This window comes from Actinoplanes sp. HUAS TT8, assembly GCF_051380535.1.
In the GTDB taxonomy this organism is placed as follows: Bacteria; Actinomycetota; Actinomycetes; order Mycobacteriales; family Micromonosporaceae; genus Actinoplanes.
The window spans coordinates 429079-444168 of sequence record NZ_CP195646.1; the positions used below are offsets into that span (position 1 = coordinate 429079).

Below are 15090 nucleotides of genomic sequence, written 5' to 3' on the forward strand. Positions count from 1 at the left end.
TCGACGCCCGGACCGTGACATCAGCCGGTGTCGACCGTGCTGGTGTCCTCCAGGGCCAGGTCCACGTCCGGCCCCTGGGCGATGAACTCCATCACCGACGTGTGCCCGTGGTTCTCCAGCGCGGTCCGGAACGCCTCGGTCAGCATGTCGACCAGGCCCTGGGTCAGCGCCACGGCCTCCTGGTCGACCTCCACCCACGGCCGGCCACCACCGGCGGTCAGCCCCGGGCTCAACGCGATCACCCGGGCGCCGGTGGCCCGGATCAGTTCCTCGGCGACCGAGTGCACGCTGTCCAGCACCTCGCCCAGCACCTGCAGGGACGGGACCGGGCGCACCCCGGTCCGGCGCAGCTCCAGGGCCGACCGCAACGCCCGGGGGCGGACCAGCCGCAGCGTACGGTCCTCGGCGCGGACCACCACGCCGTGCCGGACCAGCGCGTGGACCAGCGACGGCTGTTCGGCGTTGAGCCGTTGCAGGAGCCCGGCCACCGGGTCGCCGGCCGGGTCGCTGTCGCGCAGGCCGAGCATGGCCTCGATCGCCACCAGGTTGAAGCCCTGCCGCTGCAGCGCCTTGACGGTCTCCAGGCGGCGCACGTGGCCGTCGTCGTAGTAGGCGGTCCGGCCCTTGCGCACCGGCGGGGCGAGCAGCCGGCGGGCCTGGTGGGCGCGGATGTTGCGCGGGGACATGCCGACGGTCCGGCCGAGCTCGTCGATCGTGTACTGCACGGTCTCCCCCTTTGCCCGATCACCTGCGGTCATCGTGGCAACGGGGCGGTGGGGGCCGCATCGGTGCGGAGCACCCATGTTTCCGACGACGGGGCGGTGCTCACTACGTACGCCGAAATCGGGTTTCGGTTTTGTCGCCGGCCGCGTGGGTATCGATGACCTCACGCACCCATCGCCCCCGGGCGACGGGTCGCCGGCCGTCCAGACTCCGCGGCCTCGTCATCAGACCAGACGTTGCCAGGAGTCGCGCCATGAGCTCATCTGTCCTGCCCCGGCCCGCACCGGCCGGTAGCGATTTCGCCGCCCTGAACCGCCGCGTCATCGAGGCCGGCCTGCTCGAACGGCGGCCCGCCTACTACGCGGTCCGGGCGAGCGTCGTGGGCGCGTTGTTCGCCGGCGGTTGGGCGGCGTTCTTCCTGATCGGCTCGTCGTGGTGGAACATCGCGCTGGCCGGCGTGCTCGGGCTGGTGTTCGCGCAGGCCGCCCTGCTGGCCCACGACGTGGCCCACCGTCAGGTGTTCCGCACCAGGCGGCCGAGCGCCGTGGCGGGCCGGATCGCCGCCAACGTCGTCGTCGGGATGAGTTACGGCTGGTGGATGGAGAAGCACACCCGCCACCACAACAACCCCAACCACGACGATCTCGACCCGGACGTGCAGCCGGAGCTGCTGATCTGGGCCACCGAGTCGGCCTGGGGCCGGCGCGGGGTGAAGGGTTTCGTCAACCGCCACCAGGCCGGGCTCTTCTTCCCCCTGCTGACTCTGCTCAGCATCGACCTGCGCATTTCCAGCATCAAAGCATTGCGACGTACGGGCATGAAGTGCCGCGCCCTGGAGGCGGGGCTGATGGGCCTGCACGTGGTCGCCTACCTGGCCGCGTTGCTGCTGGTGCTGTCCCCGCTGCAGGCGCTGGTGTTCTTCCTCGTGCACCAGGCGGTGTTCGGGGTGTACCTGGGGATGACGTTCGCGCCCAACCACAAGGGCATGCCGCACCCGGCCGGCGACGAGGACTACCTACGCAAGCAGGTGCTGACCTCGCGCAACGTCTCCGGTGGCCGGTTGACCGACGTGGCCCTGGGCGGGTTGAACTACCAGATCGAGCATCACCTGTTCCCGGCCATGCCGACGCCGAACCTGCCCCGGGCGCAGCCGATCGTCCGGGAGTACTGCGAGCGGGCCGGGGTCTCCTACGAGGAGACGGACCTGTTCACGTCGTACCGGCAGGCGCTGCGCCACCTGCACGCCGTCGGAGAACCGCTGCGCGCGGCGCGGCGCTGACACCAGAACTTTCCTCGGGAACGGGGTAGGTCCTGCGGGCCGCGGTCAGAGGGGGTACCGGCCGGCCCGCAGGATCGCCTCGCTCCGCCCCCACGGATCAGCCCAGTTCAGGCAGGTGGGGGAGCCCGGTGACGATGGCGGCGGTCACCTCGCTGAGGCGCCGGTTGTTGCGGCGGGCGTAGTCGCGGATCAGCGTGAACGCCTCGTCGGGCGTCACCCCGCGGGCCTGGGCGACGATGCCCTTGGCCTGCTCGATGACGATGCGGCTGTCCAGCGCGCCCTGCAGCTGGCTGGTGAGTGCCTCACCGCGGCGGATGGCGCGTTCCTGCAGCAGGCCGATCACGGCGACGTCGGCCAGGGACTGGACGATGGAGATGTCCGCGTGGTCCAGCTCGGTGGCGCTGCCGAACACGCCCATCGCGCCGATCACCTTCTTGCGCAGCCGCAGCGGGAACGCGTGCACCGACACGAAACCGGCCCGGGTGGCGTGCGGCGCGAACCGGGGCCACTTGTCGGTCGCGGCGGCCAGGTCGACGTTGATCACCGGCTGGGCGGTGCGGAACGCGTCGAGGCACGGGCCGTCGCCGTACTGCAACTGGAACAGTTCCATCAGGCGCGCGCTCTCGTCGGAAGCGGCCATGAAGGTCAGCCGGTCGCGATGGTCGGCCAGCATCAGCCCGACCTCGCCGGTGTCGAACAACTCGGCCACCCGCCGGGTGAGCATCTGCAGGAACTCCACCAGGTCGAACTCGTCGACGAGGGTATCGGCCACTTCGACGAACAGCTTCGAGAGCCGCTCGGCGGACACGGTCGTCACAGCGATCTACCGCCTCTCTGCGGCTGCGTGGCGACGGCGGTCACGACATGCCGCTGTCGAACGAAAGCCTACGGGCCACCACATCACGGGCCACCTCACCCAGCGCCCGGTCCTCGACGTACGCGTAGGCGCGCAACCGGGCCAACGCGTCGACCAGAGAAATGCCCAATTGCACCGCGACCATCCCCTGGGCCTGGAACAACTCCGCCCGGTGGCCCATCACCTCGTCCAGCCCGTCGGCGACCGCTTCCGGGCCGGCCCGCTCCTGGCCGTCCAGCAGCGTCGTCACGGCCACGTCGGCGAAGGTCAGCGCGTCGCGGAGCTCGCCCTCGGTCAGCGAGCCCGGCTCGACCCGGAAGACGTCGAGGGCGCCGAGGCGGGCCGCGCCGATCTGCAGGGGGAAGGCGAACACCGCTCGCATGCCGCCGTCGTGCAGCGCGGGCGCGTAGCCCGGCCACCGCCGCATCGCCCCGTCGAACAGGTCGGGCACGAGCACCGGCCGGCGACTGGCGAAGGCGTCCAGGCACGGGCCCTCACCGAGGGTGAACTGCAGCTCCTCCAGGGGCTCGCAGGACGGCTCGGACACTGCGGCCACGCCCCGCATTCCGTTCTCGGCCATCACGCTCACCCCCACTCCGGCGGCGGACAGGTCCCGCCGCGCGGCACTGCACAACCGGCGCAGGGTCCCGGCGACCCCGCCGCGGTCGCCGGCGCGCGCGGGCTCCTCGGCGACCAGGCGCGCCACCCGGAGGATCAGCTCATCCACGGGAGTACCGGCTCATGGCTGCACCTCTCCCTGGCTTGGGGAACCGCCGAGGACCAGGGCAGCAGCGTGTCCGAATGTAGTGGTGACAATACGCCACCAGGAAGGCGGTCGCGTCGCCAGACATCTCACGTCGGGAGCGGAACGGCCGACGATAAGGCCATGGGAAACGGGGGATGCCGATGAACCGACTGCCGGTACTGGTGTCGCCGTACGGCCCGTACGCCGAACTCGCGCTTCATGTGCACGATCTGACCATCCGCGGCCACCACACCGAGACGCTGCTGGCCGCCGACCAGGCCGAGGCGATCACGCTGATGCTCGGCGACCACCGCACCCACCGGGTCAGCCGGCTGGGCCGGATGTACGCGCTGAAGTCCCTGGGCCGGCTGGACGAGGCCCTGCGCATCGCCGAGGACCTGATCACCGACCAGACCCGGCTGGGCGGTCCGAAGGCCACCGACGCCAAGATCATGGCGGACGCGGCCGAGGTGCTCATCGACCTGGGCCGGATCGACGACGGCCTGCACTACGTCGCCCGGGCGATGGCCGTGCTGGACGTGGCGCCGCGCAAGGGTCTGCGCTACTTCTCGGCGATGGCCTCGCTGGCCCAGGCGGCCCGGGTCGCCGAGCTGTTCGAGCTGGCCGACGAGGCGATGCGCAAGTCGATCGAGGCGTTCGACCCGACCGACGACGTGTACCGCTCGGCCGCCGCGCTGACCCAGGCCGAGCTGTGGCTGGAGTGGGCGCTGCGCCTGGACCAGGTCGGCCGGACCGAGGACGCGGCGAACCTGGTCGCCAAGAGCACGGCCGCGCTGGAGTACTGGATCGACCACGGCATCGACTCCCCACTGGCCATCGGGCTGCTCGCCGTCTGCCACGCCAAGGCGGGCCGGATCCGGGAGACGTTCGCCCTGGTCGACGACCTGCTGCCGAGGATGCGCACGGCCGAGCAGCACCACGAGTCGCGCCTGCTGCACCTCGCGCACGGGCTGGCCCTGCGGGCGACCGGCGAGTGGCGGGCCGCCCGCCGCGAGTTCCGGGCCGCCGTGGAACTCTCCGTCCTGCGCTCGCAGCGCCTGCTCTTCCAGTACGAGCTGACCATCACGGCCGCCCTCGAATTCCCCGGCGAGGTCACCCAGGCGGTGCTGGAGTCGCTGCGCAGTCACGTCGAGGCACTGTGGCAGCTGCGGCTGGACCGGCGCACGATGCTGCGCCAGGCCTACCGCCGGGTCGAGCTGGAGGCGGCGCGCACCACCGCCGACCTGGCCGCCACCTCGGACGCGCTGACCGGGCTGGGCAACCGGCGCATGTTCGACCGCCGGATGACCACGGTCACGGCCGGCGGCTCGCTGCTGCTCATCGACGTGGACCACTTCAAGGAGATCAACGACCGCTACTCGCACGGTGTCGGTGACCGGGTGCTGGGCGAGATCGCCGCCGTGCTGCGCTCGCACTGCCGGCACGACGAGGTGGCCATCCGCTTCGGCGGCGACGAGTTCGCCCTGTTCCTGGCGACCGGCGAGGACGAGGCCCGGGCGGTCGCCGAGCGCATCCGCCGGGTGATCCAGGCCCGCGACTGGAACACGATCATGCCGGGCCTGACCGTGACGCTGAGCATGGGCCTGGCCGCGTGCCGGCCCGGCGAACCGGGCCGGGACCTCTACGATCGCGCGGACGCCCGCCTCTACGTGGCCAAGCGAGGCGGCCGCAACCAGCTGGCGGCGGCTTAGACCAAAACCCTATTTGAGGTACGTGGCCAGCCCGATTCCCTGTTCTCTCAGAGCGGTCGCGATCAGACCGGCGATCTGTTTGGCGCCGGCCGCCTCGAAATGGGTGTGGTCGTTGCAGAAGAACGCGCCGACCGCGCCCGTCGTGTAGTCGCCGTTGTTCGGGCACAACCGCAGCGAGTTGTACAGGGCGACGCTGCGCGCGTGCAGGTCGATCACCGACACACCGGCGGCCGTGGCGGCGGCCTTCGTCTCGGTGACGAAACCACGGTTGCCGACGGCGACCGAGCCGCTGCAGGTGATCGCCGCGACCGGGGTCACGAAGATCGGCTTCACACCGCGGGCCTTGGCCGCCGACGCCATCACGCCGAGCAGCTCCTTGAACCGGGCCGTGCCGACGTGCCGCGGGCAGGCCGTGTCACCGTCGTTGATGCCGAACTGGACGATCAGGTAGTCGCCCGCGGCGAAGCCGTTGAGCATCGCCGTCCACCGTGAGCTGTACGCGGTCGAGCTCAGCGCGCACTCGCCGGCCGCGTTCTTGGTGGTGGTCACGTTGCCCTCGTACAGCCAGGTCTGGATGCTGCGGCCGCCGACGGCGCTGTTCTGCACGGTCACGTCCGAGGTGAAGTACGGCGCGAACTGGCTGCCCCAGCCGATCGGGCAGGAGCCGGCGTTCATCATCGTGGAGTCACCGGCCATCCACACCTTCACCGGTGCGGCGGCGACCGTGCTCGCGCCGGTGGCGGCGCACGCCGGTCCGGCCGTGGTCGCGGTGGCGACGCCGAGCCCGCCGACGCTCAGGAGCAGGGCGGTGACTGCGGAAACAATCTTCATGGGGGGCGCTCCTAGAGGCGAGAGCTGAGGATCGGGGCGAGCCGGTCGGCGATCGCCTGATGGCCCTTGTCGTTGGGGTGCACCGAGTCGCTGAGCCCGTCGGCGGGCAGCCATCCGGTGGTGTCCACGTAGAACACGTTCGCGTCGCCGGCGGCGTTACGAGCCCCCACGGCGGCCTGGGTCTCGGTGGCGTAACGACCGATGAACGTACGCAAAGCGAAGATCTTGGTGTTGGGGAACTTGGCCCGGATCTTCGTGAGGAAGGCGACGTACTTCGCCTGGAAATCGGGGCCGCTGACGCCGTGACTCTTGTCGTTGGTGCCCAGGTTGATCACGACGGCGTCGGCCGTGTAGCGCGAGAAGTTCCAGAGATCGGTGCCGGCTTGGCCGCCGCTGGACATCCAGTAGCGCGTCTCGTGCGCCCAGCAGCCGTCACTGGTCTCGGACAGGCACATGCCACCGATTGCGATCTGGGTGTGGTTGTAGCCCAGCTGCTCGCCCGCCTTGAAGGCATAATCGGTCACCGCGAGCTGGCTGCTGGTCGTGCCGGCGGTGATCGAGTCGCCCACGAACTCGACCAGCCGGGGCCGGGCGGGCGCCTTGAACGTGGTCGCGCCGGCGTCCAGGGTCAGGCCCTGGAAGACCGCGTCCCCGGTGTACGAGCCGGCCACCTGGCGGTAGCTGACGATCAGGGTGTGGTTGCCGGCGGCCAGCGCGGCCGGGGTCAGGTTGATCGTGCCCGAGCCCTTGAACGCGGTGAACGGCTTGCCGTCGATGCTCGCCCACAGGTCGACGGTGTTGCGCTGCTGCAGTTTGACGGTCTTGCCGGTGAAACCGACCCGCAGGTACGCGCCGGCCCAGTAGGGGACGTAGGCGGCGGCGTTGGTGGTGTTCCAGCGGCCGACGAAGCTGATGTTGGTGTCGATGGCCGCGGCCGTCGCCGGGGCCGGTGCGGCCTGGGCCGTCACCTGGGCGAAAACGGTCAGCGCGGCGAGTAGGGCGCTCCGCATGAGGCAACCTCCTTATTCGGGAGCGCTCCCAGCATGCGAGGCCATGCAATAGATGTCAATCGATACCCTTGCTCGTTGGGAGCGCTCCCGCGTAACATCCTGGCCATCTCGCACTGACGTCCCGGCAACACTTCATCCCCGAACGTCGAAGCGCTTCGACGGACGTCGTGTGACTCCCCACGAGATCGGACGGACCATGCGCAGACGCACCCTCGCGCTCACCCTGGCCGCGACCGCGGCCCTCACCTCCGGCATCGCCGTCCTCGCGGCCGGACCCGCCTCGGCCGCCGCCGGCTGCACCGTCACCTACGCCGTGAGCAGCAGCTGGCCCGGCGGATTCGGCGCCAACGTGACCATCACCAACCTCGGCGACCCGCTCAGCTCGTGGACCCTGGCCTGGACGTTCACCGGTGGACAGACCGTCACCCAGGCCTGGAACACCGCCCTGACCCAGAGCGGCACGCAGGTCACGGCTCGCAATGCCGGCTGGAACGGGTCGGTCGCGACCGGCGGGACGGCGTCGTTCGGCTTCAACGGAACGACCACCGGCAGCACCAACCCGGTCCCGGCCGCGTTCACCCTGAACGGAACCACCTGCACCGGCGGAGTCACCACGCCGACCGCCGCACCCTCGGGTTCGTCGCCCACCGGCGTACCCTCTGATGCGGTTTGGGTGGATTCTGGGCAGTGGGCGAGCTGGACCAACAACGGGTACACGCTCTACAACAACATCTGGGGCTCCGGCGCCGGCACCCAGACGATCTGGGCCCGGACCGGCACCAACTGGGGCGTCGTGGCCAACCACCCGCGCACCAGCGGCGTGAAGTCCTACCCGAACACCGGCAAGACCCTGAACCGGACGCTCAGCTCGCTCAGCACGTTCACCAGCTCGTTCAACGTGTCGGTGCCGGGAACCGGCGACTACACGACCGCCTACGACATCTGGGCCAACAGCCACGCGTACGAGGTCATGCTCTGGACCAACCAGGCCGGGGCGGTCGGCCCGATCGCGGAATCCTACGACGCCAACGGCGCGGTACCGACCGCGAGCAACATCACCGTCGGCGGAAGCACCTGGAACATCTACCGCGGCTCCAACGGCGCCAACGCGGTGTTCTCGTTCGTGCGCACCAGCACCAACTCCGGGACCATCGACGTCCTGGCCGTCCTGAACTGGCTCAAGACCAACGGCTGGTGGGGTGACGTGACCGTCGGCGAGGCCCAGTTCGGGTTCGAACTGACCGGAACCGCCGGCCAGTCCAGCTTCACCGTCAACAGCTTCTCGCTCAACTACAGCTGAACCACGGGCACGGGGCGGCCGTCGCCAGGGACCCACACGGGCTCGACCGGCGGCCGCCACGACCGAGGGTGGACCACACACCCCTCGAGTCGAGAAAGGCGGGAGTGACATGTCACCCCTGTTCCGCATCCACCTGATCCGCGGCGTCATCGCCATCGCGTGGTCGGCCGCCTTCGCCGGCGTCCAGCACGACCTGACCGCCGCCACGGTCGCCCTGCTCGTTCTCTACCCGGTGATCGACGTGATCGCGTCCCTGGCCGACGTGCGCGAGAACCGGGGCACCCCGGCGCGGCGCCTGCAGATCTTCAACACCGGCCTCAGCGCGGCCACCGCCGCCGGCCTCGGACTGGCCGCGATCAGCGGCACCGGCGCCGTCCTGTTCGTCTTCGGCCTGTGGGCCGTCATCGCCGGAGCAGCCCAGGTCACCGTCGCCCTCAACCGCCGCCGCGTCCTCGGATGGCAGTGGCCGTCACTGCTGGCCGGCACACTCTCGGTGATCGCCGGGGCGACCTACCTGCCGGTCGCCCTCGGAGACGCACCCAGCCTGGCCATGCTCGTGGTCTACACCGCGGCCGGCGGGACGTTTTTCGTCCTGCAGGCGATTGGGCTGGCCTGGAGGCAGCGCCGCCTCCGAGTCACAACGGTGAACTGAAAGCCGGCCCGACCTCGACGGTCGTGGTGACCCGCACGAGCGCCGGGAAACGCGGCGTCGAACCGAAACCGAAACGGACCGGCGGATCGACGGCGGCGAGCGGCCCGAGATCGGCGCCGTCCAGCGTGGCCGTCGCGGTGGTGATCCGGTGCAGATCCTGGACGGCATACCACTCGCGGCGGCCGTTCCCGGCACTGCCGTAGGTGCGGACACCGTTCATCAGCCGGGCCGGGACGTCCACCAACCGCACCCACGGCAGCTGCCGGGCCAGCGGCGGCGGCACCGCCCGCAGCAGACGGCCGAGCCCGCCGCGACCACCGGTGCCGAACCGCAGCACGAGCGGGCCGGCCGTGACCGACCAGGCCGAACCGCGCCGGGCCACCGCGGTCGGCTCCACCTCGACATGATCGAACGAATACGTCTCGGCGATGAACCGACCCAGCTCGGCGGTGGGCGCGACCAGCCGGCGGCGGCCGTCCGGGTGCTCGATCATGACATCGCTGACCGGGCCGAACGGGGAACGCGGCCAGTGCCCGACGACCAGCCTGGTGCCGCTCGCCGTGCCGATGCCGGCGATCCACCCGTCGAAACGCACACGCTGCATGGGTCGGTGATACCCCGGACGGCTCAGACGACGCCGGGCCGGGTGATCCGCAGGGCGAGCAGGCCATGATCCAGGCCGACGATCAGCGTGTCGTCGACCGCCAGGCAGCTCAGCGCCGGGTGGTACACCTGGATGATCCGGATCAGGCGGCCGGTGGTGGGATCCCACAGGCGTACCGTGCGATCCAGGCTGGTGGAGACGATCACGTCGCGGCCGGCGTAGAGCATCGGGCAGACGCCGGTGACGTCACGCTCGTGGCCGAGCAGGGTCATCTCCGGGCGGCCGGACTCCGGATCCCACAGGGTGATCGTGCGGTCGGCGCCCGCGGAGACCAGCAGGTCCCGGCCGTTCACGGTTACCGGGCACAGAGCATTCACTGCCATGAGGCTGCGGCCGGGCGACGCCCAGTGAAGGGCGCCGCTTGGATCCCACAGCCGGACGGTTCCGGCCGTGTCGGCAGCCGCTAGCGCCACACGGCCCTTCCGGGACACGACCGTCAGAGCAGTCACCCACTCGCTCTGATTGGCGAGGCGGCTGCGGACGACGCGGTCATGGAGGGTCCATAGCCGCACTATCTGATCGTCACCTGCCGAGGCGATCAGTTCTTGGTTGTCTTCTCGGATGACGCAGACCGCGCTCACCGAGTCGTAGTGTTCGTGCATCGGCTCGCCTGGTGGCGCTGACAAGTCGTCCCAGAGCTCGACGGCGCCGCTGCTGTTCCCGGCCGCGATGACGACCGTGCCCTCGTCGTCGGCTACGCATAGGCTGGTGACGGTGCCGGACTCGGCACGTAGCTCGCAGCGCTGCTCGCCGGTGAGCGGATCCCACAGCCGGATCCCGTCGTCGCCGCCGGCGGACGCCACCATCGGGCCGTCTTCGCCGGGAACGATGCAGAGCGAGGTCACGGCCTTCAGCTGCCGGGCGTCCGCGATCGGACCACGCCGCGGCGCATCGGCGTCCCAGAGGCGGACCGTGCCGTCGTCGCCGGCCGTGGCCAGTACCGGACCGTCGTCGGTGGGCAGCTCGCACACGGCCCGGATCCAGCTCGAATGGCCGGTCAGCGGCTCACGCTCGGACCAGTCGGCGCTGTCCCAGAGCCGGATGGTCCCGTCCTCCCCGGTGGCTGCGAGAAGGCGTCGGCCCTGGGTGTCGAGGGTGCAGAGATCGGTCAGCGGGCCGCCGGTGTCGAACCGGCCCACCTCCTCGTCGGTCTCCGGATCCCACAGACGCACGGTGCCGTCGTAACCGGCCGACGCGACCAGCGCCCGGCCCGGTGACAGCCGGAGTGCGTGCAGGGTCGTCACCCAGCCGTCGTGCCCGGTCATCTTGGCCAGCGGCGCGCCGGTCAGCGGATCCCACAGCCGCACCGTGCCGTCGTATCCGGCGGACGCCAGCAGGTCGCGGCCACCGCTCGGGACGTGGGTGACCGCGGTGACCCAGCCGGCGTGGTCGTCGAGGATGTGCAACATCGTGCCGGTGGCCGGCTCCCAGATCCGGACTGTGCCGTCGTCACCGGCCGAGGCCAGCAGGTCGCGGTCGGGCAGGGGGATCGTGCAGATGTTGCGCACCCACTCCCCATGTTCACGCAGCTCGCGCACGAGGATCCGGGTGAGTGGGTCCCACAGCCGGATCGTGCCGTCGAGACTGGCGGTGGCGAGCAGCTCGGATGTCCCGGCGCGAACCGAGCAGATGCCCCGGACACCGTCCTGGTGGCATTGCCAATCCTGCTCGGACTGATTCGTCCGCGGATCCCAGAGCCGGACCGTCCCGTCGTCGTCGCCGGACGCCAGCAGGGTGCGGCCGTCCACCGTCACCGGGCAGACGTCGAAGACCGCCTCGGCATGGCCTTCCAAAAGAGTGCGCTCCTGGCGGGGGAGGGTGTGCGCCCACAGCGCCCGGTAGGGTACGTCGCCGGTGGTGTCCGGGTTGATGTCGCAGTCGAGCCGGTCCAGAGTGTCGGCGACCGAGAACAGGGCGGCGCGGTCGGCGGGCGCGGCGCCGATAGCGGCCGGCGCCAGCTGGAGCAACTGGGTGCGCGCGCGGGCCCGCACCCCGTGCGCAAGGCTGGCGACCCGCACCACCCGATCCAGCCGGGCGTGCAGCAGATAGCCGTCGTCGCACAGCAGCCGGTCGAGCCGTCCGGTCCGCGCGGCGTGCTCGGCCAGATTGGTGAGCAGATAATCGGGGGCGCGGGTCCATCCGGTAGTGCTGCCCGCCCCGATCCACGCGTCGACCAGGTGACTCTCGTCGCGGCCGGGATCCTCGCGGGCGGCCCGCAACTCGTCGTTCAGGGCCTGGTGGAACAGCCGATAGTTGATCTCACGGGCGCCGCTCGTCTCGACCAGGAAATTCGCCGCCGACGTACGCGCGAACGCCGCCAGCTCCGCCTCGGAGACCTCGGCGCCCAGGGCCCGCACGCCCGCCCGCCACAGCGACAGCGGCAGCCCCGGCGTCTCCGCGTAGGCCAGAACGGTGAGGGCGCACCGCGCCGACGCCGACCCGGCCGGGGACAGCGTGTCCACGTAGCTGTCCATGGCCGCGCCGACCCCTCCGGCGAACTGTACCTGCGAGGGGTCGAGCGCCACCGTGTCGTTGCGCGCCCGCGTCCGGGCCAGAAGACCGGCGACCAGGAAATTGGCCCGGGCCAGGGCCGCGATGCGGCGGGCGACCGGCAGGGCGACCGAGATCTCCGCGTACGGATTGCCGGGGCGCTCGTCGCCGACCAGCTGAAGGGTGGCGCGCGCGTACTCGACCAGGTCGGACTCGGCGAAGTAGGCGGGCTCGTCGAGATCGATCACGTGCCGCTCCGGGGCCGCCCCGAACAGGTCCAGGAGGCTGCCGAGATCGTCGCCGCGCCGCGTGCCGACGGCGACCTGCACGCCGACTCCGGCACATGTGCGGGCCAGTGGCAACAGCACCGTGGACAGGAGCAGCCGGGCCTGTTGCGGGGTGGCGGCCTCGTCGAGCGCATCGACGATCAGGTTGAACCGGACAGCACGCCCGGCCAGGTGGTCACGCAGTGCGGACGGCAACTCGTCCGGTGCCTGCGGCAACCGGGCCCCGGTCGCCTTGGCGATCTCGATCGCGACGTCCAGGGCGGTCTTGCCCTTGGCGTGGATCGCGCAGGACACCGATCCGGTCGTCGCGCGCACCGCGGTGTCGTCGGCCGGGAGCCCCGCGCCGATCTCCGGATCGGCCGTGGTGACGATCCGGCCCAGGACCGCCGACTTGCCGACGCCGGGGGAGCCGGTGAGAACGAGCGGGCGCCCGGCAGCGGTCGGACGATCCAGCCACTGCTTGATCCCGAGCAGGGCGGCCTCGCGCCCACGGAACCGGAACCCGCGCTCGGACCGCACCGCGACACCCCGGGCGCGGGGCAGCCAGTGCTGGCCGGCCTCGGCGTCGGTGGTGAGGGTCCACCCCCAGGCGGCCAGCGCCGCGTCGTCGGCGTCCCCGGCGCGCCACCTCGACATCGCGCTCAACCCGATCGCAGGCAGATGCTCGTCGACATATCGGAACGTCAGCGCACGGCCGTGGCCCTTGTCGTTGTGCTGCTCGACGATGCCGACCACAGCCTCGTAGTCCGGCGACCACAGTGCCGCGCCACTGAACCCCTTGGCCAGGCCCGCGTCGGACTCGTTGGTCAGCTGGATCTTTCCCCAGGAGAGCCCCTCGGTGACCCGGCCGTGTGCGGTGCTGCCGTCACCGGAACCGTTCGGGAAGCCGAACGCCCACCACGACCGCTGCAGCAGGGCGTGCTCGGGCAGGCAGCGCAACCGGGCCGGCCGGACCCGGGCCGGCACCGGCTCGGTCAGCTCCAGCAGGGCCAGGTCGATCTCGTGCCTCGGCATGCCGTCGGCCCGGCATCGCGCCACCCGGCGTCGCACCCAGAAGCCCTCGCCGGACTTGGGGAACGAGATCCACAGGTCGGGCCGTAGCTTCCCGGCCAGGCAGGCGACGTGAGCGCAGGTCAACACCAGGGACGGGCCGACCACGACACCGGTGCCGATCGCGGTGGTCGAACGCTCGCCGGTGTGAATCGCCACCGTCCACGAGGCGTTGCCGGGTGCGGGGTTCATGAGTGAGGACCGATCAGGGCCGGCCGGCCGGTGCGGTGTCCGGCCGCCAGGACAGGGTCACCTCGAAATTTCCCTCGGTCGCCGCGCGGGCCACCAGCCAGTTCGCCGTCCCGGTCACCTTGACACCGAACTTGACCTCCACGCCGTCCGGCGCGAGCGCGCGGGCCTGGGCGAGGATCTCCCGGGCCGCTTCGATGGCCGGCGTCGCCGCTGTCCGGACGCGCCCGGCCACGTCGCCCACGCCGGCGGGCTGGAAGCCGTTCACGGGATCGATCTCGAATTGCGCGACCGTCGTGCCGTCCACCTCATACGTCACGATCTCCGACGACACCGGCACCCCCTGGGAATGAGCTCTGACCGCGCGCTCGGATTCACGTCGCCGCAATGCTGCCCGGGGCTTCGGGTCGTTGGCAACCGGCCCCGCATGATCCTTTTCCGTGATCGTCGAGAAATTGCGTGATCAAGGCGGTGTGCTGGTCATATAGAGATCGTTGAGTCGCTGGTTGTCGGAAAATGGCAGCGGGGCCTCGAACGCCTTGCGCCGCGCCTGCCGGATCGGCAAAATCGGGCCGGTGCGCGGCCCCTGCCTCGTCCGCCATCTTTGATCAATGCGCCGTGCTGAGGAGCAGCGAAAATGCCGGAAAATGATCTTACTCCTGCGCAGCGCTTCGTGCTTCTAGTGTTGATGGGAAGGGCGTCCTCGCTGCCTAATGCAGAGATCAGCAATAGTCTGAAGGCGGACAAGCGAAATGATCTCGTCAAGCGAGAATTGATCGAGGTCACTGGTAAGCCGATGCAGCTGGAATTGACGCAAAAGGGGCACGATCGAGCACTGCGTGAACTCGCGGGGCCACAACCGGAGAGGTCCGGAGCGATCGGGCTCGCGCTTTATACCTACCTCCGCTTCGTGGATCAGCTGATCGAGGCCACCGGAATCGAACCCCGGGCGCTGTTCCAGCTCCGCGACCTTCACCGGGTGATTCCAGCGACTCAACAATCCCGTGTCGAGGAAGGCATCGGCGAGGTCGGGGATGACCTCGATGGGCAGGTCCGCAAGATCTATGCCGAGCTGGTCGGCCGGCCCGGCGGCCACGTCATGCTGGCCGACCTGCGCGACTCCCTGCCCGGCGTGGAGCGGTCGGAGCTCGACGCGACCCTCGTACGGATGAATCGCTCCTCCGACGTCCACATCACCCCCGAGTCCAACCAGAAGTCGCTGACGGCACGCGAGCGGGCGGGCGCCGTCAGCATTGGTAACCAGGAACGACACCTCATCGCCATCGTCTCGTGACGGGATGC

General features: G+C 70.5%; 13 protein-coding genes. 5 read left to right on the forward strand and 8 right to left on the reverse strand.

Features of this window, described 5'->3' with window-relative positions; genetic code table 11:
• Nucleotides 1–20: 20 nt before the first annotated feature.
• Nucleotides 21–725, reverse strand: coding sequence for a MerR family transcriptional regulator (locus ACSHV8_RS01840; protein ID WP_436528720.1), 705 nt, complete (start codon nucleotides 723–725; stop codon nucleotides 21–23).
• 251 nt (nucleotides 726–976) lie between these two features.
• Between ACSHV8_RS01840 and ACSHV8_RS01845 the strand changes: the two genes are divergently transcribed.
• On the forward strand, nucleotides 977–2002 hold the full coding sequence (locus ACSHV8_RS01845) for a fatty acid desaturase family protein (RefSeq protein WP_436528722.1): 1026 nt from the start codon (nucleotides 977–979) through the stop codon (nucleotides 2000–2002).
• A gap of 97 nt (nucleotides 2003–2099) precedes the next feature.
• Here ACSHV8_RS01845 and ACSHV8_RS01850 read toward each other — a convergent pair whose 3' ends face one another.
• On the reverse strand, nucleotides 2100–2819 hold the full coding sequence (locus ACSHV8_RS01850; RefSeq protein ID WP_436528724.1) for an ANTAR domain-containing protein: 720 nt from the start codon (nucleotides 2817–2819) through the stop codon (nucleotides 2100–2102).
• Between the two features lie 40 nt (nucleotides 2820–2859).
• Nucleotides 2860–3585 (reverse strand): GAF and ANTAR domain-containing protein, encoded by a 726-nt coding sequence (locus ACSHV8_RS01855; protein ID WP_436528726.1) that lies wholly within the window; start codon nucleotides 3583–3585, stop codon nucleotides 2860–2862.
• A gap of 179 nt (nucleotides 3586–3764) precedes the next feature.
• Here ACSHV8_RS01855 and ACSHV8_RS01860 point away from each other — a divergent pair, with 179 nt between their 5' ends.
• Nucleotides 3765–5315, forward strand: a complete 1551-nt coding sequence (locus ACSHV8_RS01860) for a diguanylate cyclase (RefSeq protein WP_436528728.1) — start codon at nucleotides 3765–3767, stop codon at nucleotides 5313–5315.
• 9 nt (nucleotides 5316–5324) lie between these two features.
• Here ACSHV8_RS01860 and ACSHV8_RS01865 read toward each other — a convergent pair whose 3' ends face one another.
• On the reverse strand, nucleotides 5325–6146 hold the full coding sequence (locus ACSHV8_RS01865) for an SGNH/GDSL hydrolase family protein (RefSeq protein WP_436528730.1): 822 nt from the start codon (nucleotides 6144–6146) through the stop codon (nucleotides 5325–5327).
• 11 nt (nucleotides 6147–6157) lie between these two features.
• Nucleotides 6158–7156 carry a GDSL-type esterase/lipase family protein gene (locus ACSHV8_RS01870; RefSeq protein ID WP_436528732.1) on the reverse strand — a complete coding sequence of 333 codons (999 nt, stop codon included), beginning with the start codon at nucleotides 7154–7156 and terminating at the stop codon, nucleotides 6158–6160.
• A gap of 196 nt (nucleotides 7157–7352) precedes the next feature.
• Here ACSHV8_RS01870 and ACSHV8_RS01875 point away from each other — a divergent pair, with 196 nt between their 5' ends.
• Both ACSHV8_RS01875 and ACSHV8_RS01880 read left to right on the forward strand, forming a co-directional pair.
• Nucleotides 7353–8456 (forward strand): cellulose binding domain-containing protein, encoded by a 1104-nt coding sequence (locus ACSHV8_RS01875; RefSeq protein ID WP_436528734.1) that lies wholly within the window; start codon nucleotides 7353–7355, stop codon nucleotides 8454–8456.
• A gap of 109 nt (nucleotides 8457–8565) precedes the next feature.
• Nucleotides 8566–9108 (forward strand): hypothetical protein, encoded by a 543-nt coding sequence (locus tag ACSHV8_RS01880; protein ID WP_436528736.1) that lies wholly within the window; start codon nucleotides 8566–8568, stop codon nucleotides 9106–9108.
• On the opposite strand, the gene ACSHV8_RS01885 is transcribed toward ACSHV8_RS01880, so the two are convergent.
• Genes ACSHV8_RS01885 through ACSHV8_RS01895 form a run of 3 tightly spaced genes read right to left on the reverse strand, consistent with a single transcriptional unit; the run spans nucleotide 9092 to nucleotide 14122 of the window.
• The gene (locus ACSHV8_RS01885; protein ID WP_436528738.1) at nucleotides 9092–9712 is read right to left on the reverse strand and encodes a hypothetical protein; all 621 of its coding nucleotides are present in this window, start codon (nucleotides 9710–9712) and stop codon (nucleotides 9092–9094) included. The two genes, ACSHV8_RS01880 and ACSHV8_RS01885, sit on opposite strands and share 17 nt — an antisense overlap.
• Nucleotides 9713–9735: 23 nt before the next feature.
• Nucleotides 9736–13791, reverse strand: coding sequence for a trypsin-like peptidase domain-containing protein (locus ACSHV8_RS01890; RefSeq protein ID WP_436528740.1), 4056 nt, complete (start codon nucleotides 13789–13791; stop codon nucleotides 9736–9738).
• A 13-nt stretch (nucleotides 13792–13804) separates the two neighbouring features.
• Nucleotides 13805–14122, reverse strand: a complete 318-nt coding sequence (locus tag ACSHV8_RS01895; RefSeq protein ID WP_436528742.1) for a CU044_2847 family protein — start codon at nucleotides 14120–14122, stop codon at nucleotides 13805–13807.
• A gap of 303 nt (nucleotides 14123–14425) precedes the next feature.
• On the opposite strand from ACSHV8_RS01895, the gene ACSHV8_RS01900 reads away from it, so the two are divergent.
• A complete protein-coding gene (locus tag ACSHV8_RS01900; protein ID WP_436528744.1) occupies nucleotides 14426–15082 on the forward strand; it encodes a hypothetical protein in 657 nt (218 codons plus the stop codon).
• Nucleotides 15083–15090: the final 8 nt, after the last annotated feature.